The organism is Streptomyces sp. NPDC057099 (genome assembly GCF_042671245.1).
Taxonomy (GTDB): Bacteria; Actinomycetota; Actinomycetes; order Streptomycetales; family Streptomycetaceae; genus Streptomyces; species Streptomyces purpurascens.
The window spans coordinates 110,541-131,658 of sequence record NZ_JBHUTX010000005.1; the positions used below are offsets into that span (position 1 = coordinate 110,541).

The following is a 21,118-nucleotide window of genomic DNA, read 5'->3' on the forward strand; positions in this document are numbered from 1 at the left end:
GCTCATTCCTCACCAGTGGGTGTCGGGCGCGGGCTTCAGTGTGTTGTCCTTCCAGTCCGAGTACGCCGCGTTGTACGGCTTCTCGCCGGTTCCGAACTTCTCGTGGGTCAAGCTTGTCAGGTCGCTCTTCCCCAGCGCCTTGTCCATGACGTCCATCCCCATGCCGGTCCAGGCGACACCGAGGCCCGCCTGGTAGGACTTGTATGCCTTGTCCGCGGCGGCCCCCGCGGCCTCCGGGAAGGCAGCCTTGTTCGCCTGCAGCATCTTGGCCATACCGGCCATCTCCTTGTCACCGAGGTGCGCCAGCGTCGACAACGGGCTCACCCTCAGCGGCCCCTTGGCGACCAGGCCGACGTTCTGGGAGATGGACTTGCGCATCGCGTTACGGGCCGCTCCGAGGGCCTGCCGCCCCGGTCCTTGCGGCATCTTGGTCATCATCCGCCCCGTGTCGTCCAGGATGCCCTTGACGCCACTGAGCCCTCGGCTGAGGCCAGCGGTCCGGGCGGCCTGAGCGGCACCCACGGTGGCCTTGGCGCCGCTGGCGAGCTTCGCGGCGGCCCCGAGGCCGCCCACGACGAGCAGCCCACCCACGACGTCGAAGATGACGTCCGTCCAGGTGGCGTCGCCGGATGCCACCAGCAGGAGTCTGAGCCCGATCGTGAGCAACGCGATGCCGAGGACGAGCAGGTTCAAACCGGGAATGGCGAGCGCCAGAAAGCCCGCAATCGTCGCGACCCAGCCGAGAACATCGATGAAAGCCTTGATCAGGTCGGCATTGTCATGGACCCAGCCCTTGACGTTGTCCCACCACGAGTCCTCGATCACGTCCTCGATCTCGTCGCGGATCTTCTTTTCATGGTGGTTGGCGCGGGTGTCCCGGTCTCCGGTGATGTCGTTCAGCCGGTTCCGGTACGACTGGAGGGGGTCGTGGTCGGTGCCGCTGACAGAGGGCCGGGGGGTGTCCTTGTCGGCGGAGTCGGCTTCCTTCTTCTTCTCCGCCTCGATCTCGCCCTGCTTCTCCTTCGCCTGGTGCAGGACCTTGTCGGCGTTCGACTGGAAGTCCTCCAGCTCGTTCGACCACTTGGTCAGATGGCCGTGCACACGCTCGTACCGGCCGGCCACCTCCCGCATGTGCTTCTCCAGCGTGCCGGACTCCTCGCGCAGGCGTTTGACGTACTTGCCCTTGAGGGTGTCCTCGTCGCTGATCGCCTTGAGGTTCTTGGCCTGGTCCCGGAGTTTCTTGGCGACCGAGACCATGTGCTTGACCTCGGCGCGGATCTCCTCCGGGTCACCGGGCACAGGGTCGGAGTCACAGAGCGGCTGCCAGTCGACCGGACGGCGCTTGGATGTAGGTGTCACTTCTTCTGCTTCTTCTCGCCCTGCTTGGCCAACTGCTCGTCCAGGCCCTCGAACGCCTTCTTGGTTCCGGCCACCATCTCGCCCACCGACTTGAGTGACTCGACGAGCCGGGTGCGGTAGTCGTCCCAGTTGTTGACGAAGTCCTCCATGACGCCGGCTATGTCACCGGAGCCCCAGTGCTTGTCCATGTCGTCACGACGATTCTCGATGTCCTCGAAGGTCTTCTTGAGCTGCCCGAGCTTGCGCTCGCAGTCCGCGAGGAACTCGTAGTCGACTGTCAGGTCCGAGTCGCTCATGGATGACCCTCCCCCCGTGTGTGTGCTCGCTGCTGTCGGTTCACCGGTTGACGGCCTGGATCTCCTGGACGGTGATGTCCTGGTCGTTGCCGAAGGTGCCGTTCGGGAGGTCGTCGCCGGCGCCGCCGGTGCCGGTCCAGGCGATCTCCCACGTGATGGTGGCCTGGAGCTTGTACGTGCCGTCGCCGGAGGAGCGGAGGTACTTGATCCCGCACGGCGGTGTCTGGTCGGCCTTGCCCTTGGCGTAAGGCTCGCCGATGGAGTCGTCGGCGTTGATGGTGCACTCGCCGGAGGCCGGGTAGGTCTCGGCGTCCTCGGTTCCCGGCTCCAGCTTGAGGGATACCGGCTTGGCGGTGGTGGTGGCCTGGATGTTGAAGCCGGGGACGTTGAGGGCGGCTGTGGCCTGGACCTCGTCGAAGACGGCCTTGTCGAGCCAGGCCCAGGTCGGCAGGTTCACCTTGGTGTTGGCCTCGGGAGCGAGGGTGACCTCGGTGTCGGGGAGCTCCATGTGCTGGTAGGCGAGCGCGGCGAGGATCTCCGGGGTGATGGCCTCCTCGTACTGGGGCGGCGGGGCATCGCCGTTTTCGACCCAGAACGGGAGGTCCGTGCACGAGGACCGCTTGAGGTAGTCCGGCTCGTTGGGGTTCTCGACGCCGGCCCAGAACATTCCCTTGCCGTCGTTCTCGACGTTGTAGTCCTTGTAGCCGGGGGTGTCGGTCCAGCCGTAGCCGTCCTCGTAGTGGCGCTGCGTCTCGTTGATCGCCGCACCCGCAGTCCCGGTCATGCCGGGTGTGTTCAGCTGGCCCTCAAGGTGCTTGGACATCTCCTTTTTGAAGTCCTTGGCGCCGAGGTAGGGGGCGTACCAGCAGGGAGGTGGTGTCCAGTTGACGTCCGAGGACGTCACGTTTCCGGTGCCGCCGCCCTTGGCGACGGATCCGGAGTACTGGATTCGGGCGGCGGCGTAGATTCCTTTGCCGTCGCCCCCGCCTGACTGTTCTTTATTGGAGCCTTGGGCGTTGCCCGGCAGCTCTCCCGCGTAGGCGGGTTCCTCCAATGTGAGGACACCCAGGGCCAGAGTCAGGGCAGCCGTGGTGGTGCTGAGGGCCGTGCGCCGTGACTTGTTCACTGGCACTTCGCCGCCTTTGTTTCGACGAACACCTTGGACGCCTGCCACAGACCGTCTCCGGTGGGGTGCTTGACCATGATGATCTTGAAGTAGTCGAAGTCCGTGATGCTGGGCTCGCCCTTCAGGACCTTTCCGGTCTTGACCTCTTCGGAGTAGAACTTGCTTGAGTCCACGCACGAGGCGACCTCTACCGAGTTGCCGTTCGGCGCGGACCGCGTGGTGGCCTGGTAGTGGCGTCGTGTGCCGTTTGCCGTCCAGCCGCCTTCGAGCCTGGCTTCGATCTGCGTCGTCGCGTACTTCAGCCCGTCGCCGGTGGCGTACGCGGTCACCGCCGCGTCCTTGGTGGTTCGCTTGTCGACGCCCCGATAGATGGCACGGAAGAAGTTCGCGGCATCATCCATCGCAGCCGCCTCGTTCTTGTCCTTCGGCTTGTCCCAGTCGAAGACCAGGTCCATGTCCTCAGGCAGCGACACGTCCACACCGTCCGGCTTGTCCCCTGCCGGCGCTCCCGCGGGCGATGCCGACTCCTGCGGCGTCTTCGTTCCCTGGTCGGCACCAGCGATCTTGTCGTTGTCGCTGGACTTGTCGTCCCCGCTACCGCAGGCCGTCAACAGCAGTGCTGCCGTCGCTGCCAACGCGGCAGCAACGGGCAATGAGCGGCGCTTCACAGTGGCTCCCCGTGAGAGACAGAAGTTCAGTAAGTGCTCTGACGGTACCGGTGAGGTTTTCGGTTTCACCAGCGTGAACTTTCGCGAGAACCGATGCAATCCGGGAGGTATGGGGCTCTCGGGACGCGGGCTGTGTCCTGATCGTGCCCAAACATGTGACCGCGCCGAATGCCACCGTGTGCGGCGCGCACGCCGCGCTGTTGACGGGTTGCGATTCGCTAGTGCGGTGCCCTGCGTCTGAGGAGCTGCGGTCCGCGGCCGGCACCAGGAGGCGGCGTCGCCGGGATGGGCCACCGCGGTGCTCCGCTAGGGCTGGGCTGTCGTCGACCGGCCTCGTTCAGCAACGGTGCTGCCGTTGAGGAGTTCGACCAGCTCGGTGGTGTGGGCGGAGACGCGTGTGGTGAGCCGTGCCCAGGAGCCGTCCTGGAAGGTGAGCCGGAAGTCCCTGCGGCCGAGGCTGAATTGTTTGACGGTCGCCTCGGCGACGTTGTCGCGTGGTGTCTCCCAGAGTGTCCTGCCGGACTCGACGACGGAAAGACGTCCGGGGGTCAACACGATCTCTGTGACGCAGCGCGGTGGACGTCGGGAAGGGTCGAGCTGCCAGGGCAGGGCGTGGGCGGTGTCGCCGGGGTCGGCCCACATGACCGGGAAGTCGTCGACTTCGTCCTCCTGTTCCTCCAGCTTCCCGCGGCCCGGTTCGGGGTCGACCGTGCTGCCTCCGAGGAGGTCACGGAGGATGCCCCAGGCGAGGAGGAACGGGGCGGAGACAGCGTCGCGCGCATACACACCGATCTTGCCGGGGAGGCGGCGGACCGAGAAGGTGCCGCTGCCCTCCGGCCAGCCGGGGAGCTCGGGTTCGATGTCATGACGGCGGCGGTCGCGGAAGGAGCGGCGGCCGTCCACGGAGGCGGCTGTGCCGGTCGCGAAGGAGACCGGGAAACGCCCCAGCAGTTTCTCGTCGGGTTCCGGATGACAGTCCACGGGGCTCCTACTCGGCAGACGGTGTCTCGGACAGCGCATCTACCGGATCGATGAAGGAAACAGTTTGAAGTACTGCTTCCATCAATTCGCAGAACTGCTGCCAGTGATCGACGTATGCCGTCAAGAGCGTGAAGACCGCTGTGAACGGACCGGTCGGAAAGGGGATGTGCACTTGTAGCTGCGCGGTGACGAGATCCTTCGGGTCGCCGTCCGCTGTCATCTGGGGGTTGACCTGGAACTGGCGCCAAGTGGCGCATGCGACCGCCGGCCCACAAGGAAGGTCGAGCCAGTGGACGTCGTTGTACGGGTCCTGAGAGAGCGTCGCGAGGATGCCCTGCGCCACGACGTCGGTGTTCGCGCCGGTGTGATCTGTAGGGACGGCGGCCAGGGTGAAGGCGCACTGGGCGGCGCCCTCGGAGAGGTCGTGCCTGATCACATCGCCTTGCGGGGTGTGCTCCTCCTCGGAGGTGGAGAACAGGCCCAGCGCCGCGTAGGACACCCCGGTGTCCACCAGGAGCTCCGCCACTCCCGCGTAGTAGGGGGAGGCGGGACTCCATATGGTTTCGTCCCCGCGCGAGTACAGATCACGTACGAAGGAGTCGGCGCGCTGTGCACGCTCTTCGGGGGTGGCGGCGAGCGGGAGGGTGAAGAAGCCCTCGGGGGTGAGGAACCAGACGGGGGGTGGGCCGCTCGGCGGGGCCGGTGGCAGGAGCGGTGCCGTGGAATCAGAAGCGGGTGTCATTGCGTCGCAGGCCGTTCCGGATGAGATGAGGAGATGAGGTCAGAAGTCCTCGGGGAGGTAGTCGCCGATGTCGACCCTTGTTCCGTCGGGTTCCATGGTGATGTTCACCTCCGAGGCTCCGAACAGGGATGTGTACCTGCTCGGGAGCAGGATCTCGACTCGAATGCGACCGGTTGGGTTTCGCGTGATGACGGGAGACACGGACGCCGGCGTCTCCCTCTCGGCGGCGAATTCCAATACCGTGGCTCGCTGTTGTGGCGTCAGGGACTCAAGAGCAATCAGCTCGCGCGGGGGAGCCAGACAACGGGTGAGCTTCCGGCGTGCCTTGCAGCGCAGTCTGCACCACGAGCCGTCGACGAAGGTGACCCTGAAGTCTTCGCCGTCCTTGAAGTTCTTGAGTTCTACGCTGCCGATGTCGGAGCGAGGGCACTCCCAGATCACGTTGTCGTCGATGCGCTCCATGTCCTTCTTGTCGAAGGGCAGGTGAACGATGACGATCCTGCGGTCGGTGACGATCAGATGCGTGACATGGTGTTTCTGATCCGCTCGGCCAGGATCCAGTTGCCAGGGCAGGGTGCGGGCGATCGTGCCTGGCCCGGCCCACATGACGGGGAAGTCCTCGACCTCGTCCGCCGGGTCGTCCGGAGTGTCGGAGCCCTCGCCGCGGGATGTGCCGCCGCCACTGAGGTTGCCGCCGGCTGCGCTGAGGAAGGCCATGACCGCGACGCCCGCCGCCGTTGCGGCACCCCTCAGCGACTTGTCGGCGGCCGCCCCGCTCGTGGAGCGGGGTGTGTAGGAGGGCCCTTCGGGCCAGCCCGGCAGCTCGTGCTGAATATCCTTGCGCTCAAGGTCACGGAACCAGCGCATGCCCCTGACGGGCGCGGCAGTGCCCGTGGCGAACGTGACCGGAGCGCGGGCGAGCAGAGTCTCCCCGGTGCCGGGCTGCCAGATGTTCATTGTGGTGCGGCCTTCCTCACGTGGAGCACTCGGTTCTGCGACTAATCACCGGACAGTGCTTGCCCTATGTGTGTACCGACCTTCGGCGCGATCTTGAAACCACCGTCGATCGCCCTGCCCAGGCCGCTGATCGGATCCATGTTGCCCTTGAACAGCGTGTTGATGCCCTTTGTACCCAACCACTGTCCTTGCTGGTATCCGGCACTCACGAGACCGCCCGCACGGGACATCAAATTACTGCTGGCATGTGAGACCTGATAGGCATGCTCGGACACGCCTCCGATCTTTATCAGGCCGGCTTTCCCAAACCCCTCCGAGAGACCTTCTGAGGCCTTCCCGAAGGAAAGCAGGACCTTGGAGCGGCCGATGTCCTTGTATTTGAACCCCTCCCCGAGCAGCTTCGACGTGGCCTTGGCGGCGTCCAGGGCCTCGTCCGCAGTCTTACCGACCACTTTGACACCCTTGCCGAACATGCCGATGCCCGGCATCAGACCCAGCGCGTCCAATCCGAGCGTGGCCCAGCTCACATCCGCGCCGGCCGCCTTGGCCACGCCGTGCGTCGCCAGCGTCAGGCCCGCGCCGATGAGCGCGGCGGTGCCGAAGATGGCCGCGAGGGGCGGGAACGGGAGGGTGACGATGGCCAGCAGTCCGAGGACCGCGGTGATGTCGCTCAGCACGTCGCCGATCGCCTTGATCAGGTCAGCGTGCTCCTTGAGCCAGTCGCCGGTGGCGTCCCAGGCGTCCGCGATGCCGTTGCCCAGCTTCTCCCAGAAGCCCGGCTCGTCGGGGGCGATGTCGGCGGCCTTGTCCAGCTCCTTGCCGATCTTCGCGGCGGCCTGCTTGTAGCGGTCCTCGAGCTCATGGACCTTCTGGATGAGGCCGGTGACATCGCCGGAGGCCTTGCCGTACTCGTCGGTGCCTTCCTTGGCCTCGGCCTTGGCGTCGAGTTTCTCCCCGGCCTTCTTCTCCAGCCGGTCCGTCTCGTCCTGGAAGTCCTGGAGATCGTTGGCCCAGCGGTGCAGCGCGCGGGATGCCTTGTCGAAGGACTCGTGGCTCTTGCGGATGAGCGGGGTGACGTCCTCGCCTATGTACTCGGTGAAGGCGACAGCGGTCTTGCCCTTCCAGGCGCCGCACTCGATTCGCTCCAGCTCTCTTACTGCCGTGCCCAGTTCGCCCGCCAGCTTGCCCAGCCGTTTGGCGAGTTCCCGGGTGTCCTCCACGCTTCCGGGAGTGGGGTCCCAGCCGATGTTGGGAGGGACGGTGCGCTGACCAGCCACGCTACTTGCCCTTCTTCTTGGCCTTGAGCGACTGAGCCAGCTCAAGGTCAAGGCCGTCGAACGTCTCGCCGATCTTGTTGATCATCTTCACCGCGCCGTGGGTGTGTTTGCCGAGCTGTTTGATGCCGTAGCCCCAGTCATCGGCGAAGTCCTGTACGTCCTCGACGAGTTGGCTCTCGCCGACCGCCGAGGAGTCTGTGCCTCGGAGGTCGCGGCGGGCATCTTCCATGCGGTCGCTGATGGAGGAGAAGGTCTTCTTCAAGTGCTCGAAAATGGTGTCTTCGAGGCGCAGATCGCTCATCTTGAAATCAGTCTCTGTCGGTGGGCGGCGGCCTGCGGAGTGCCGAACCCCGCCTGGGCCAAATCAGCGGTCGCCGGCTGTGAGCGCTTGGAGGGTGAGGACGCGGTCGTCGCCGCTGGGTCCGTGGGCCGGGCCCTCGCGGATGACGCGCGGCGGACGCGGTGGCCTGCGCAGTGGAAGGCGGCGCTTCAAGTGACTCCCCCGAGTAGCAAGAACGGTCTGCCAGTTACGCCGACGGTAGCTGCCGGGTTCCTTGGTTCGCCAGTGCGAACTTCTCCCTAGAATCGGGCGATTCCTGCGCCTGAGGACGAGGTTCGGAGCGTGCGTATATGTGCGCGCCTTTCCCAGGAGCTGGGGAGCGTGAACATTTGACGTCGGCGCACGGTCGCCATCGTGACGACACCTTCACAAAGGCTGTACGAGAGCATCAGCCCTGTTGGGTGTCTGGGGCGGGCGGCTTCCCCGCATGGAGCGCCGTTGCCGCTGTCTCCCGTTCCGCGTCTGGTTGCAGCAGTGACGTACGACCTGCGGCCGACAGGCGGCGATCGATGCCCGCGCGAAGACGGAGGAGTCTGTGAAGCTCGCCGTTCCACCCCTACGACCCCCCCTCCGAAACTACACTCGCGCCCCATGCGTAACTCCCGCAGCGTGCAAGCGAAGCCAGCGCCCCTTTCGTGCGGAAGGCTCCCCGGCGCGCTGTGGAGAAGACGGCTTGTGGGAGGCGGGGTGTGGTCCGTGCGCGGGGGCGGTGAAGCCCCCTGACCTCCACCACGTCCCCCCACCCCCCGCCCCGCCGCAGCAAAGGCCGTCACAAGCAGTCCCGCGACCCCCGGGCCCACTGGCTGCTTCTCGCCCTCACCCTGCCCGTCGTCTTCGCCTTTCTGATCTTCGAGGGCTGGACCCAGCACGAGGTCGACGCCGCGAAGACGCGGTCGGCCTGTGCCTCGCCCGTGCCCGATGCCGTGGCGAAGGGCGGGCCCGTGATCGGGATCAACCGGGACGGGATTCGGACCGGGGGGATGCCCGCCCGGACCGTGGCGCTCACCTTCGACGGTGGGCCGGACCCCGTGTGGACCCCGCGGCTGCTGGATCTGCTCCGCAGGAACAACGCGCGGGCCACCTTCTTCGTGCACGGGGCCCAGGCCGCCCGGCATCCCGAGCTGGTGCGGCGGATCCGGGCCGAGGGGCATGAGATCGGGTCCAACACGTACACCGGGGCCGTGCTGGGGGAGTCGTCCGGGCCCCGTTTCGAGGCCGAGCTGGAGCTGACCCAGAGCGCGCTGGCCGGGACCACCGGGCAGCGGACCAATCTGCTGCGGATGCCGCGGACGACGACCCCCGACACGCTCTGCGGCCGGGAGTGGGACGCGGCGCGGCGGGCCACCGGGTACGGGTACGTGCTGGTCTCCGCCGACAAGGGCGCGCGGAAGCCGGCGCAGGGGATCGTCCGGCAGCTGAGCCAGACGGAGAGCGCCTACGCGGAGGCGCGCAGGCTGCTGAAGGACCGGGGCGTCGACCGGTTCACCACCGTGTCCGACGGGCTCGGGCTCGTCCCGTACAAGTCCGCCTCCTTCGTGGAGCGGTGGTCGGGGGAGGGGCTCATCTGGGTCACGCGGATCGGGCAGGTCTTCTCCACCGCCATGATCTGGATCCTCGGTGTCGCCGGTGGGCTCGGCATACTGCGGCTGTTGCTGCTCGCCCTGTTCGCGCGGGCGCATGTGCGCCGGCTGGAGCGGTTCCGGACCGGGGCGCCCTGGATGCGGGATGCGTCCGGGCCGGTGACCGTGCTCGTGCCGGCGTACAACGAGGAGGCCGGGATCGGGTCGACCCTGCGGTCGCTGCTCGACTCCAGTCATCGGGAGCTGCAGATCGTCGTGATCGACGACGGGTCGAGCGACCGGACCGCCGACATCGCCGAGAACATGGGGGACGCGCGGGTGGAGGTGGTGCGGCAGCCGAACTCGGGGAAGGCCGCAGCCCTCAACACCGGGCTCGCGTACGCCCGGTACGACATCGTCGTGATGGTCGACGCCGACACCGTCTTCGAGCCCGACGCCATCGAGCGGATCGTCCAGCCGCTCGCGCACCCGGCCGTGGGCGCCGTCAGCGGCAACACCAAGGTCGGCAACCGGCGCACCCTGCTGGGCAGATGGCAGCACCTCGAGTACGTCTTCGGCTTCAACCTCGACCGGCGCATGTTCGAGGTGCTGGAGTGCATGCCGACCGTGCCGGGCGCCATCGGGGCGTTCCGCCGGGACGCGGTGATCGGCGTCGGCGGGGTCAGCGAGGACACCCTCGCCGAGGACACCGACCTGACGATGGCCCTGTGGCGGGCGGGCTGGCGGGTGCTGTACGAGGAGTCCGCCGTCGCCTGGACCGAAGTGCCCACCAGCGTCCGGCAGTTGTGGCGGCAGCGGTACCGGTGGTGCTACGGCACGCTCCAGGCGATGTGGAAGCACCGCGGTGCGCTCTTCGGCCGGGGGACCGCCGGGCGGTTCGGGCGGCGTGGGCTGACCTACCTCGCGCTCTTCCAGGTCGCCCTGCCGCTGCTCGCGCCCGTCATCGACGTCTACGCCCTGTACGGCGTGCTGTTCCGCGACCCGGTGGAGTCGGCGGCGGTGTGGTTCGCCTTCTTCGGCGTGCAGGTCGTCTGCTCCGGCTACGCGCTCAGACTCGACGGGGAGCCGGTGCGGGCGCTGTGGTCGATGCCGTTCCAGATCATCGTCTACCGGCAGTTGATGTATCTCGTCGTCATCCAGTCGCTGGTGGCGCTGCTGGTCGGGAGCCGGCTGCGGTGGCAGCGGATGCAGCGCTCGGGGACGGCCGCTGAACAGATCGGTGGGCCCGTTCCGTATAGGAGCGTGCCGATGCGCTGACACCCACAGCACCTTCGAGGGGCCGATGAGCGACTGGACCGACCATCCGGGGGACCACCGGGCGGGGCAGGACCCGAGAAGGGTCCCGCCCTCGTCCCCGATGGTGCCCCCGCCGTCGACCCGTACCGCCCCCCTGCCCGGCATGTCCTCGTCGGCCGCGCCCGGCCGCTACGACGGCGGCGTCCAGGAGCCCGGCCGAAGAGGCGACAGCGGAAACCCAGGCGGCAGAAACCCCGGCAGCAGAACCCCCCGCCGCCGAGCCGGACGCAGCCGCCGCTTCGTGCGTACCGCCGCCGTCCTGTCCACCGTCCTGACGCTCGCCGGCGCCGGTACGTACGTCTGGGCGGACACCCGGCTCAACCAGCAGGTCGACCTCGGCACGCTCAGCAGCCGGGTGCCGCCCGGCGAGGGCACCAACTACCTGGTCGTCGGCTCCGACAGCCGCGACGGACTGTCGGAGAAGGACAAGAAGGACCTCAACACCGGCTCGACCGACGGCCGCCGTACCGACTCGGTGATCCTGCTGCACACCGGGGCGAACGGCACCACGATGCTCAGCCTGCCGCGTGACTCCTGGGTGACCCTCCCGCCCTACGTCGATCCCGACACCGGCAGGAGCTACCGGGCCACTCCGAACAAACTGAACGCCGCGTTCTCGCTGGGCGGCCCCGACCTGCTCGTGCAGACCGTGGAACGCAACACCGGCCTGCACATCGACCACTACGCGGAGATCGGCTTCGCCGGCTTCGTGGGGGTGGTGGACGCGGTCGGCGGCGTCGACATGTGCCTGGACAAGGCCGTACGGGACAAGGACTCCGGCGCCGATCTGCAGGCCGGCTGCCAGACCCTCGACGGCTCCGAGGCCCTGGCCTTCGTACGGCAGCGCAAGCAGGAGGCCCAGGGCGACCTGGGGCGAACCCGCAACCAGCAGAAGTTCCTCGCCGCCCTGGCCGACAAGGCGGCCACCCCCTCCACCCTCGCCGACCCGTCCAAGTCCTTCCCGACCCTGAACGCCGGCCTCGAGACGCTCATCGTCGACGAGGGCACGGAACTGCCCGACCTCATGAAACTGTTCGAGGCCATGAAGAAGGCCACGGCCGGCGGCGGAAGCCAGCTGAACGTGCCCGTGGCCGACCCGGACCTGCGGACCTCCAAGGGCAGCGCGGTGAAGTGGGACGACCGGCGGGCCCGCGCCCTGTTCGCGGCGATACGGGAGGACCGGCCGCCCGGCACATGAGACAGGGCGGCTAGATGAACGGCGTGCCCGGCTCCAGCCCCGCCAGCACCCTGCCGTACAGCTCCAGGTTGGTCGCCGGATGGACGAACGCGTGCAGGTTCAGCGCCCGCAGATCACGCACGGCCCGCTGGATCGGCACCTCCTCGTGGAGGGAGGAGGCGCCCGAGGCCGAGCCGAGCAGGTCGGCGGCCTCCAGGCAGAGCCGCGCCACATAGCCGCTGCGCGCCCGGACCCCGGCCCGTTCCTCGGTCGTGTACGGCTCCCCGCTCGCCGCCCGCTCCCCGAGCAGCGTGACGATCTCGTCGGTCAGATGCTCGGCGCAGGAGATCTTCAACGCCGCCTCGGCCGTCTGCAGATGCGTGACGGGAGCCTCGTTCTGCCGCTCGTAGAAGGTGTACGTGATGCCCCGCCGGTGGATCCGCTCGCGGAACTCGGCGAGGGCCGAGCGGGCGAGGCCGAGGGCGTTCGGCGTCGCCCAGACGCAGAACATCAGCAGCACAGGCACCCGGTAGAACGGGTCCTCCGCGTTGGCCTTCGACGCGAACTCGCCGCCGAGCAGCGGGGCGACCGGCAGTACGCGGTGCGCCGGTACGACGACATCGCGCGCCACGACACTGTTGCTGCCGCTGCCCGCGAGGCCCGACACCCGCCAGTCGTCGAGGATCTCCAGGTCGGCCACGGGCATGGCCGTCCACACCGTCTCGGGCCGCCCCTCGATCCGGGCGGTCAGCAGATGCCAGTCGGCGTCCCGGCAGCCGGTGGCGAAGGGCGAGGTCCCGTTGACCACATAGCCGCCGTCGCCCGTCGGGACGGCCGTCGCGCTCGGGATCAGGCTGCCGCCGACGCGCACGTCGGGGCTGGTGAAGATCTCGTCCTGCGCCTCGTCGGGGAAGAGCGCGGCGACGTACGCGCATCCGGCCTGGATCAGCGTCATGAAGCCGGCCGAACCGCACGCCGCCGACAGCTCCGCCAGCGCGTCGACCTGGGTGCGCAGGCTGCTCTGGTAACCGCCGTACCGCCGGGGCACGTTCATCCGCTGGATCCCGGTCCCGGTCAGCGCCTCCACGACCTCCCGCGTCACCCGCCGCTCCCGCTCGGTCCGCAGGGCGTGCCCGCGGACGAGAGGGGCGAGTTCGCGGACGCGCTCGACCAGGCCGGTGTCGGTGGGAGGTACAGGCAGAACGGTGTCTCGCGTGCCCGAAGTCATGGCTGCACCGTGACCTGCCCCGGGCGCCGGTGTCAACGGGCCCTGATCCCCCGTGAGTTGATCCCGGCCAGCGGCGCCTTCAGCGAGCCGTACCCCGTCGCGGCCCATACGCTCCGCTCGGCCGGCAGCTCGAAGTAGGGGACCGTACGGCCGTTCTCGTCCGTGTCGGTGAGCACCTCCGGGGCGCGGCGGTCCCGCAGCGCGTCCGCGCACTCCTGGCACACCGCCACGTCCAGCCGGTCCCGGCGGCCGAGCGGACGCCAGCCGGTGCGGAGGGCGGCACGGCCGTGCAGGGGGTGGAAGAAGCAGCGGGGGAGCGCCGTGTCGTGGGTGCCGTTCAGGGCGTCCTGGCCCTCTTGGACCAGGGCGAGGACACCCGCCAGGTCGGGCAGGCCCCGGGCCTCGTCGAGGACCGTGCCGGCCGCGGCGTAGGCGTCGAGGGCGTGCTGGAGTCCCGGCGTGGTGGCGAGGTCGGCGGCCTGGGTGGCCTCGCCGAGCGCCAGGACCTCCGTCTCCGCCCGGCGCCGCAGCTCCGCCTCGTCGGCCGCGCGGGCCGTCGCGAACACCAGTTGCGGCACGGCCGGAGGCGTCTTGCGGGTACGGATCCCGCCCCGGGCCGCGAGGGCCGCCGCCAGGGCCAGGACGGGTACGCCGATGAGCAGCCACCATGCGGAGCCGCCCGAGTACGACGCGGCCGAGGTCGCCGCCGAGTCGTCCGGCGTCGCGGAGGGCGCCGTCGCGCCGTCCAGGTCCTTGATCGCCTCCTCGTACCGCTGCGTGCCCTTGCCCTCCGCGACCAGTTCCACGGCCTTGTCGGTCAGGTCGGCGAGTCCCGCGTCCCGCGTCTCGTCCAGGAAGCCGGCGGCGGTCACGGCGTCCCGGGTCTGGTGGGTGTCGGCGGGCCACTCGTAGCCGTTCAGGGAGTCCGCGAAGTCGCCGTCCGTCGTGATGAGGACGAGCTCGCGCTGATCCGGGAGCCGGTCACGGACCGTCCCGGCCAGGACATCGGAGTCGCCGTCGAAGGCGTCGCCCTTGGTGAGGGGAGTGAGCACGACCTTGATCGGCAGGCCCGTTCGGCGGATCTGCTGTGCCAACTGCCGCTGCCGGGACGGCGGTACGGCATCGGCGTAGGCCTCGTCGACGTAGACGGGAGAGGTGCGCAACGCGTTGGCGATGCGTTGCCCGGCGCTGGGCCCGGCGCTGCCCGCCCCCCATGCGGCACCGGGGCTCGCCGTGGTGGTCAGCGCCGCCAGCAGCAGCGCCGTGAGGACGGTGGTCACGCGCTTGACGTCAGTGGACACCTGCGGTCTCCCTCACCTTGTCGATCAGCCGGGCGATTCCGTGGGGTACGGCGGTCAGCGGGCCGTCGGTCGCGTCGTCATAGTCGTAATAGGGGACACGGCTGTTGCCGAGGGAAGGGTCGGGCAGCTTCAGCAATCTGCCCGGGATGCCGCCCGGTTGGGCGATGGCCGTGTCGCGGCAGGGCTCGCAGACGGGGAGCAGCCGTCTGGCCACCCCCTCCGTGGTGACCCTGACGTGGTGACGGCTGACGGCGGGGCCGTGCAGGGGGTTGACGCCGCAGCACAGGCCGTCCGTGTCGCCGGCGAGCGCGGCACGGCCCGCCCGCGCGAGCACGATGACGGCGACCAGGGTCGCGGGATCCGTGCCCGCCGCCCGGGCGCGGTCGGGGTCGCCGTCGACCAGGAGCATCGCCGCGTCGAGGTGGTCCCAGGCGCGGGTGCGGTCGTCCGGGTCGGTGAACTCTCCGGTGAGGGTGTGGAGTTCGGTGTACGCGGTGCGCCGGAGGTAGGAGGCCGAGGGCTCGGTCGGCGCCGTGAAGGGCAGGCGGTCGGTCGGCTCGGGAGCGGGATCGCGGCGCCGCAGCAGACGGCCGGCGGTCCACATCACGCCCGCCACGGCGGCGGACAGTACGAGGGCCGCGAAGGCGCCCACGAACAGGCCGGGCAGGAAGTCGGTGGCGAACAGGGGCGGAAGGGTGTGCTCGTCGGCCTTCGGGGCGGCGGCCGGCGCGGACTCGAGGTCTGGGCGGTCCGTGCGCGGGGCCTTGTCGAGGAAGGTCATGAGCGTGTCGAGGCGCTCGCCGAGGAGGTGGTCGTCGGCGTCGTCCGCCTTGCTGTCGCCGAGCGTGACCGCGTCCGGCAGGTCGAGGGACAGTCGGTCGGCGTCGATGCGCAGGCCGTAGTTGTAGACGTCGATCGTGCCGTCGTCCGGGGCGGCCACGACGTACAGCCCGTCCTGGCGCGCCTTGGCGTGCACGGCGGCGGCGAACAGCCACGAGTCGCCGGCCGACTCGCTCTCCGGCGTCTGCGGCACGAGCAGGACGTACACCGGGCCGCCGCCGTCGGAACGCCGGAAGTCCCGGATCCGGTCGTGCAGCCGGTCCCGTTGGCGGGAGTCGAGGACCCTCGGGCTCTCCGGGTCCGCGTAGACGGGGTCCTGCTTCAGGCCCGCCGCGACGCGGTCGACCCGGGCGGACAGGTCGGCGGGGGCGGGTGGCTCCGCCGCGCTCGACCTGGTCTGGTCGAAGACGACGGGCGCGGTGAGGGCGAAGGCGGCGGCGGTGAGCACGGCCGCGCCGGGCACGACCCAGCGGGGGACGCGCCGCCCGGCCCCGGAGCGACGGCGGCGGCGACGCGCGAAGCCGGCCACCAGGAGGATCGTCAGGGGCACGCCGGTGAGCAGGATGCCCGTGACGAACGACTGGTTCTCGCGGTCGGACGGGCCGATGTACATGTCGGCGGGCTCGTCGTCCCGGTACTTCTCACGCGCCGCCTCGGCCCGAGCCGTGGCCTTCTCGCCGCCCTGGGCGATGACGTCGACGAACCTCTCGAAGCTGAGCAACGGACCCGCGTCATAGGGCAGTTCATACCTCGTGACGGTCAAGGCGGCGTCGGCCGGGACGCGCACGCCGTAGGCCGTGGCCTCCGTGATCCCGCTCTCGTCGACCAGGACGAACACCCCGTCCCGCCCCAGCCGGTCGTGCACCGCGCCGAGCAACTGCCGTGCGTGCGTGCTGCTCTGGGACGGCAGGACCAGGACGTACGTCGGGACGCCGGCCTTCTTCGCGAGCCTCGCGAAGTCGGGGGCGGTGGAGCGGGGGATCTCGCGCGGGAGCTGGTCGGTGACGTGGACCGGGTTCTCGCGGAGGCGGTCGGCGAGGTAGGCGGCCTGGGTGACGGGTGCCGGGGCGTCGGCCTCTGCCGCCCGGGCCGGGGTGGCGGTTGCGAAGAAAGCCGTTACGGCGCAGAGCGCGAGCAGCACCCGGAGGAGACGTGGCCGGTCGCTGCTCAGTACCGGCATATGCACTGCGTATGCCCTGTTTGTCGCGACTGCTCTCACCGGTATGCCCCCCGCGTTCCGATCGCTGTCCGGGCGAAACTCTACCGGGGGCTTCGCGAGTGCTACAGGTTGCCGGGCTCCCGGGCGGGGCGGTCGGGATCGGTGAACACCGGTCGGTGGAAGGATGGATGGCGTTCGCCGGGGCTCGGCACGGGAGGGAGTGAGGCCGGCATGTGGCGCGAGTCGCTCGGAGACTCGGTGACGGGCTCCTGGCGCCCTCCCGCTCCCCACGCCGCCCTCCATGCCGTCGAGACGACCCTGGGCCGCCCTCTGCCACCCGCCCTCCGCTCCCTCCTCCTGGAGACCGACGGGATCGAGGGCCCCTACGGCGAGGACATCGTCTGGCCCGCCGACCGCATCCTGAACGACAACCTCGCCTTTCGCACCCGACCCGAATTCCGTCCCCTCTACCGCCCCTTCGACCCGTTGCTGTTCTTCGGCGACAACGGCGGGGGAGACCAGTTCGCCTTCGTCCAGGACCTCGGCGACGACAGCGTCCACGTCTGGGACCACGAGACGGATGAACGCAGCCTCGTGGCGCCCGACCTGGGCGGCTATCTGCGTAAGGCGTTGGGAAGCGACGGAGAGGACTGGTACCGGTAGCGGAACCCGGTGCCTCAGCCCAGCTTCGCGTTCTGCGCCTTCACCACCGCCGTCGGGAGCTTCGCGTCGCCCGGCCTCTCCTGGACCATGGCCATGGCGTCGACGGAGAAGTAGACGGTGAGGACGTCGCCCTTGCGGACGGCCTGGGCGTGCATGGTGTGGGTGGTGCCCTTGACGGTCGTCGTGGACCGGAAGGCCAGTGACTCGTCACCACCCTCGGCCACCGGCTTCTCGCTGGTGGCGGAGTCGTACGTGGCCGTGTCCTTCGCCTTCGCCGTGAAGCCACCGCCGCACGAGTCGACGCCCTTGGCCAGCCCTGCGAAGGCGGACTCGGCCTTGCCGGGCGCGTACGTCGTGAGCGTGATGTACGTGAACTTGCTGCTTTCCAGGACCGAGTGGGTCAGGTCGCCCTGAGACTCGCCGAGGGGCAGCTGGTTCATCGCGTGGACCAGAGGGGCGCAGGCCGGCTTGTCGACCGTGATCTCGTCCGGGGACTGGGCGAAGGCGTACTCGTCGTCCTTCTTGGACGCGGGCCTCACGGAGAGCCCCGGCACGTCCTTCTTCGTGACCATGAGCTTCGCCAGCCGCTCGGCCGGAGTCACCTGCTTCGCCCGGGACGCGGTGGGCCTCGGCTCACCGGTCGCCGCATCCGATGCGGCGTCCCCGCCGCACGCCGTGAGCGTGGCGAGGGAGAGCAGGGACAGAGTGGAGGCGGCGAGCGCGGCCCGCTTCATAGAGGACTCCTCGTGGGGGACAGGCCGACGATCATGGCACGGCGAAATCCCGCCTCACGTGAGTGAATCGTGTGGGCCTCATGGTCGGTGCGTGACGAAAGGGCCGGTTGTCGTGCGTCCGTCGGTCCGGTGTGGATTCGCTGCCGCACAGGGAGCCGCACGGTGAACGGCCTGTCAGTGTGCCGCCATCAACGGGTTTGTCCGGGCCGGAAGTTGCAGATGGATAACGGCGCGCGCCGTGAGGTTCAGGACGTAGGACGCGCCTTGAGGGGCTTATGTGCGGCTGATACGGTGCGATGGCTTGACACTCACCCCCAGTGCTGGCTATTCGCCCAGGTCGGGCGGGTACGTCCGGCCCGTCCCACAGTTTCCGTGCGGGGCAGGCGCGGGTGAAGTGTCCAATTTTGAAGGCAAATTGACAGACATCATCTTGGGTGTACGGGGAGCGGTTGCGTGAAGATCCAAGAGCGTACGGGGGCGGGCGCTGGCCGTTCCGCCTCTCCGGCTCAGCCGTCGGTCGGCGACCGCCTTCCCGCACCACCTCGCGAGCGCAAACCGGCACTGGCCGCGCTCGCGGTGCTGCTCATCCTGGTGGGCGCGCTGGGCGCGACGATGCTCGTGCTGCAGGCCGGTGACCGGGTCGAGGTCGTCAAGGTGAAGAGCGAAGTCCAGGCGGGCGAGTCCCTCAAGGACACCGACGTGACCTCCGTGATGGTCGCCAAGGACGACAGCATCCACTACGTCGAGTGGTCGCAGCTGAAGACCATCCAGACCTACAAGGCCAAGTCCACGATCTACCCGGGGACTCTCGCGGTCGGTGAGATGTTCGCCAAGAAGGCGAGCCTCCCCGCAGGCAAGGCCTCCGTCGGCCTCGCCCTCAAGGAGGGCCAGTACCCCTCCGACATCAAGGCCGGTGACATCGTCGCCGCCTACCGGGTCAGCACCAGCGGAACCCCCTCGAACAACACCGACGACAACACCGGCTCGAGCGGCACCTCGTCCTCCGGCGCCATCGTCGACAACGCGCGCGTGAACAATGTCGCCGAAGACGACGACGCGACCGTGAGCACCGGCAACCTCTCGCTCACCGTCCTCGTCGACGAGGCCGACGCGGCCGCGCTCGCCTCCGCGGCGGCCGCGAGCCAGGTCGCCATCGTGCACGTCCCCGGCAACTAGAAGGCGGCACCCACCCCATGGCGCTCATCGCTCTCGCCGCCGACAAGGGTTCCCCCGGCGTCACCACCGCGGCCGTCGCTCTCTCGGCGGTCTGGCCGCGCCGTGTCCTGCTCGCCGAGGCGGACCCGGCGGGCGGTGACCTCGTCTACCGCAGCGCCGCCGCGCACGGCGGACCGCTGAACCCCAACACCGGCATGCTGTCCATCGCCGCCACCGCGCGCCGCGGACTCGTGCCGGACCAGCTCTGGGACCACGTCCAGCCGTTGAGCGGCGGCCTCGAGGTGCTCGTCGGGCTCGGCATCGCCGAGCAGGCGGCCGGCCTCGCCGGGCTGTGGCCGACCCTCGGGCACGCCTTCGCCTCCCTCGCCGACTCCCCGAACGCCGCCGCCGACGTCATCGCCGACTGCGGACGGATCAGCGGGGACACCCCTGCCGTCGAACTGTTCCCGCACGCCGCGCTCGTGCTGCTCATCTCGCGCACCGAGCCGGAGGCCATCGCCCGGGTCCGCGACCGCGCAGCCGCCCTCGCCGGCAAGCTGCACGGCGGATCGCGCGGCGCCGCGAGCCTCGGCACCCCGATGATCGGCGTCGTCCTGATCGCCGACACGGGCACGGCGGCCAAGCTCGCCTCGCAGGTCAACGACATGCTCGTGCACGCCCAGACCGGCGCCCGCGTGGTCGGCACCATCGCCGACGACCCGGCCGGCGCCGACCAGCTGGCGGGCCGCAGGCGCGGCCGGCTCGACAAGTCGCTGCTGATCCGCTCGGCCCGCAAGGTCGCGGCCGACATCTACCAGCAGTACGGCGCCGCCTGGGCCGCCTCCGCCCAGGCGAACCAGGCCCAGCACCACCACCCGGGCCAGATGCAGGGCCACGCGGGGGCCGGCGCATGACCGCTGTCGACCACCAGTTGGTCAAGCGGTTCCGCCAGGACGCCGGCGACCGTATCGCCGAGCAGCGCCGACAGGACCAGGTCAACAACGTCACTCCGATGTCCACGGAGGACGAGCGGCAGTACGCGCGTGCCGTCATAGCCCAGATCCTGGAGGAGTACGCCCGCGCCGAGATCAACGCGGGCCGTACGCCGCTGGACGCCGAGACCGAGGAGCAGTACGCGGCCGCCGTGCACGCCGCGCTGTTCGGCGTCGGCCGGCTCCAGCCGCTGCTGGACAACCCCGACGTCGAGAACATCGACATCAACGGCTACGACCAGGTCTTCGTCGGGTACGCCGACGGCCGTGAGGTGACGGCCGACCCCGTCGCCGAGACCGACGAGGAGCTCATCGAGCTCATCCAGGTGCTCGGCGCGTACTCGGGTCTGTCCTCCCGCCCCTTCGACTCGGCCAACCCCCAGCTCGACCTCCGGCTCCCCGACGGTTCGCGTCTGTCGGCCGTCATGGACGTCACCCGGCGCCCCGCCCTGTCCATCCGCCGCGCGCGCATGGGCAAGGTGTTCATCTCCGACCTCGTCGGCAACGGCACGGTGACGCCCGAGGTCGCCCACTTCATGGCCTGCGCGGTCCGCGCCCGCAAGAACATCATGATCGCGGGCGCCACCAACGCCGGCAAGACCACGCTCCTGCGGGCCCTCGCCAACGAGATCCCCCCGAACGAGCGCCTCATCACCGTCGAGCGGGCCCTGGAGCTCGGCCTCGACACCTTCGCCGACCTGCATCCCAACGTCGTCGCCTTCGAGGAACGCCTGCCCAACTCCGAGGGCCAGGGCATGATCTCGATGGCGGAGCTGGTGCGACGCTCGCTGCGTATGAACCCCTCGCGCGTCATCGTCGGTGAGGTCCTCGGCGACGAGATCGTCACCATGCTCAACGCGATGTCGCAGGGCAACGACGGCTCGCTGTCCACGATCCACGCCAACAGCTCCCACGAGGTCTTCAACCGTATCTCCACCTACGCGTTGCAGGCCTCCGAGCGGCTGCCCATCGAGGCCAGCCAGATGCTGATCGCGGGCGCGGTGAACTTCGTCGTCTTCATCCAGCGGCGCAACAACTACGGCAACGGCGGCCGCCTCCAGCGCATGGTCACCTCCGTCCGCGAGGTCAACGGCGTCGACGGACGCGTCCTGTCCAGCGAAGTGTTCGCGGAGGCTCCCGACGGCCGGGTCGTGCCGCACGCCCCCATCGCCTGCCTGGAGGAACTGATGGCACACGGCTACCGGCCGACCGGGACCTGGGGGTGACGGGCGTGAACACAACTCTCG

The 21,118-nt window shown here is 69.3% G+C and carries 19 protein-coding genes; 6 read left to right on the forward strand and 13 right to left on the reverse strand.

Annotated features, from left to right (window positions below):
• Positions 1-9: 9 nt before the first annotated feature.
• The 9 genes from ACFT4A_RS09050 to ACFT4A_RS09090 form a co-directional block, all read right to left on the reverse strand.
• Positions 10-1,359 (reverse strand): hypothetical protein, encoded by a 1,350-nt coding sequence (locus ACFT4A_RS09050; protein ID WP_382827336.1) that lies wholly within the window; start codon positions 1,357-1,359, stop codon positions 10-12.
• Positions 1,356-1,655 carry a hypothetical protein gene (locus tag ACFT4A_RS09055; RefSeq protein ID WP_382827338.1) on the reverse strand — a complete coding sequence of 100 codons (300 nt, stop codon included), beginning with the start codon at positions 1,653-1,655 and terminating at the stop codon, positions 1,356-1,358. Before ACFT4A_RS09055 ends, ACFT4A_RS09050 begins: the two co-directional genes overlap by 4 nt.
• Positions 1,656-1,695: 40 nt before the next feature.
• Positions 1,696-2,781, reverse strand: coding sequence for a hypothetical protein (locus ACFT4A_RS09060; RefSeq protein WP_382827340.1), 1,086 nt, complete (start codon positions 2,779-2,781; stop codon positions 1,696-1,698).
• On the reverse strand, positions 2,778-3,449 hold the full coding sequence (locus ACFT4A_RS09065; RefSeq protein WP_382827342.1) for a hypothetical protein: 672 nt from the start codon (positions 3,447-3,449) through the stop codon (positions 2,778-2,780). The genes ACFT4A_RS09060 and ACFT4A_RS09065 overlap by 4 nt, the downstream gene beginning before the upstream one ends.
• A gap of 306 nt (positions 3,450-3,755) precedes the next feature.
• Positions 3,756-4,430, reverse strand: a complete 675-nt coding sequence (locus ACFT4A_RS09070) for a hypothetical protein (RefSeq protein WP_382827344.1) — start codon at positions 4,428-4,430, stop codon at positions 3,756-3,758.
• Positions 4,431-4,437: 7 nt separating this feature from the next.
• Positions 4,438-4,956 (reverse strand): hypothetical protein, encoded by a 519-nt coding sequence (locus tag ACFT4A_RS09075; RefSeq protein WP_382827346.1) that lies wholly within the window; start codon positions 4,954-4,956, stop codon positions 4,438-4,440.
• Between the two features lie 255 nt (positions 4,957-5,211).
• Complete coding sequence (locus ACFT4A_RS09080; protein ID WP_382827348.1) at positions 5,212-5,889, reverse strand: hypothetical protein; 678 nt, start codon at positions 5,887-5,889, stop codon at positions 5,212-5,214.
• A gap of 281 nt (positions 5,890-6,170) precedes the next feature.
• A complete protein-coding gene (locus ACFT4A_RS09085) occupies positions 6,171-7,406 on the reverse strand; it encodes an enoyl-CoA hydratase/isomerase family protein (RefSeq protein ID WP_382827350.1) in 1,236 nt (411 codons plus the stop codon).
• Between the two features lies 1 nt (position 7,407).
• Positions 7,408-7,707, reverse strand: coding sequence for a hypothetical protein (locus ACFT4A_RS09090; RefSeq protein WP_215119644.1), 300 nt, complete (start codon positions 7,705-7,707; stop codon positions 7,408-7,410).
• Positions 7,708-8,657: 950 nt separating this feature from the next.
• Here ACFT4A_RS09090 and ACFT4A_RS09095 point away from each other — a divergent pair.
• Together ACFT4A_RS09095 and ACFT4A_RS09100 are read left to right on the forward strand one after the other, a co-directional pair.
• Positions 8,658-10,583 carry a glycosyltransferase gene (locus ACFT4A_RS09095; RefSeq protein WP_382827352.1) on the forward strand — a complete coding sequence of 642 codons (1,926 nt, stop codon included), beginning with the start codon at positions 8,658-8,660 and terminating at the stop codon, positions 10,581-10,583.
• Positions 10,584-10,608: 25 nt separating this feature from the next.
• On the forward strand, positions 10,609-11,820 hold the full coding sequence (locus ACFT4A_RS09100; protein ID WP_382827354.1) for an LCP family protein: 1,212 nt from the start codon (positions 10,609-10,611) through the stop codon (positions 11,818-11,820).
• A gap of 10 nt (positions 11,821-11,830) precedes the next feature.
• On the opposite strand, the gene ACFT4A_RS09105 is transcribed toward ACFT4A_RS09100, so the two are convergent.
• Genes ACFT4A_RS09105 through ACFT4A_RS09115 form a run of 3 tightly spaced genes read right to left on the reverse strand, consistent with a single transcriptional unit; the run spans position 11,831 to position 16,348 of the window.
• Positions 11,831-13,027, reverse strand: coding sequence for an acyl-CoA dehydrogenase family protein (locus ACFT4A_RS09105; RefSeq protein WP_382827356.1), 1,197 nt, complete (start codon positions 13,025-13,027; stop codon positions 11,831-11,833).
• A gap of 32 nt (positions 13,028-13,059) precedes the next feature.
• Positions 13,060-14,328: a hypothetical protein gene (locus tag ACFT4A_RS09110; protein ID WP_382827358.1), complete on the reverse strand. Its 1,269-nt coding sequence runs from the start codon at positions 14,326-14,328 to the stop codon at positions 13,060-13,062.
• Complete coding sequence (locus ACFT4A_RS09115; RefSeq protein ID WP_382827360.1) at positions 14,318-16,348, reverse strand: hypothetical protein; 2,031 nt, start codon at positions 16,346-16,348, stop codon at positions 14,318-14,320. Before ACFT4A_RS09115 ends, ACFT4A_RS09110 begins: the two co-directional genes overlap by 11 nt.
• Positions 16,349-16,558: 210 nt before the next feature.
• On the opposite strand from ACFT4A_RS09115, the gene ACFT4A_RS09120 reads away from it, so the two are divergent.
• Positions 16,559-16,990, forward strand: a complete 432-nt coding sequence (locus tag ACFT4A_RS09120; protein ID WP_382827362.1) for an SMI1/KNR4 family protein — start codon at positions 16,559-16,561, stop codon at positions 16,988-16,990.
• A 14-nt stretch (positions 16,991-17,004) separates the two neighbouring features.
• Here ACFT4A_RS09120 and ACFT4A_RS09125 read toward each other — a convergent pair whose 3' ends face one another.
• On the reverse strand, positions 17,005-17,724 hold the full coding sequence (locus ACFT4A_RS09125) for a hypothetical protein (RefSeq protein WP_382827364.1): 720 nt from the start codon (positions 17,722-17,724) through the stop codon (positions 17,005-17,007).
• Positions 17,725-18,177: 453 nt separating this feature from the next.
• On the opposite strand from ACFT4A_RS09125, the gene ACFT4A_RS09130 reads away from it, so the two are divergent.
• Genes ACFT4A_RS09130 through ACFT4A_RS09140 form a run of 3 tightly spaced genes read left to right on the forward strand, consistent with a single transcriptional unit; the run spans position 18,178 to position 21,097 of the window.
• The gene (locus ACFT4A_RS09130; RefSeq protein WP_382827366.1) at positions 18,178-18,900 is read left to right on the forward strand and encodes a hypothetical protein; all 723 of its coding nucleotides are present in this window, start codon (positions 18,178-18,180) and stop codon (positions 18,898-18,900) included.
• A gap of 17 nt (positions 18,901-18,917) precedes the next feature.
• Entirely contained in the window at positions 18,918-19,793 is an 876-nt protein-coding gene (locus tag ACFT4A_RS09135) for a hypothetical protein (RefSeq protein WP_382827368.1), read from the forward strand.
• Complete coding sequence (locus tag ACFT4A_RS09140; protein WP_215119620.1) at positions 19,790-21,097, forward strand: CpaF family protein; 1,308 nt, start codon at positions 19,790-19,792, stop codon at positions 21,095-21,097. The genes ACFT4A_RS09135 and ACFT4A_RS09140 overlap by 4 nt, the downstream gene beginning before the upstream one ends.
• Positions 21,098-21,118 lie beyond the last annotated feature (21 nt).

Excerpts from the sequence above, each read along its gene's own strand:
- ACFT4A_RS09055 (WP_382827338.1), bottom strand. The coding sequence starts at position 1,655 with ATGAGCGACTCGGACCTGACAGTCGACTACGAGTTCCTCGCGGACTGC.
- ACFT4A_RS09080 (WP_382827348.1), bottom strand. The coding sequence starts at position 5,889 with ATGGCCTTCCTCAGCGCAGCCGGCGGCAACCTCAGTGGCGGCGGCACA.
- ACFT4A_RS09090 (WP_215119644.1), bottom strand. The coding sequence starts at position 7,707 with ATGAGCGATCTGCGCCTCGAAGACACCATTTTCGAGCACTTGAAGAAG.
- ACFT4A_RS09100 (WP_382827354.1), top strand. The coding sequence starts at position 10,609 with ATGAGCGACTGGACCGACCATCCGGGGGACCACCGGGCGGGGCAGGAC.
- ACFT4A_RS09105 (WP_382827356.1), bottom strand. The coding sequence starts at position 13,027 with ATGACTTCGGGCACGCGAGACACCGTTCTGCCTGTACCTCCCACCGAC.
- ACFT4A_RS09115 (WP_382827360.1), bottom strand. The coding sequence starts at position 16,348 with ATGCCGGTACTGAGCAGCGACCGGCCACGTCTCCTCCGGGTGCTGCTC.
- ACFT4A_RS09120 (WP_382827362.1), top strand. The coding sequence starts at position 16,559 with ATGTGGCGCGAGTCGCTCGGAGACTCGGTGACGGGCTCCTGGCGCCCT.
- ACFT4A_RS09125 (WP_382827364.1), bottom strand. The coding sequence starts at position 17,724 with ATGAAGCGGGCCGCGCTCGCCGCCTCCACTCTGTCCCTGCTCTCCCTC.
- ACFT4A_RS09135 (WP_382827368.1), top strand. The coding sequence starts at position 18,918 with ATGGCGCTCATCGCTCTCGCCGCCGACAAGGGTTCCCCCGGCGTCACC.
- ACFT4A_RS09140 (WP_215119620.1), top strand. The coding sequence starts at position 19,790 with ATGACCGCTGTCGACCACCAGTTGGTCAAGCGGTTCCGCCAGGACGCC.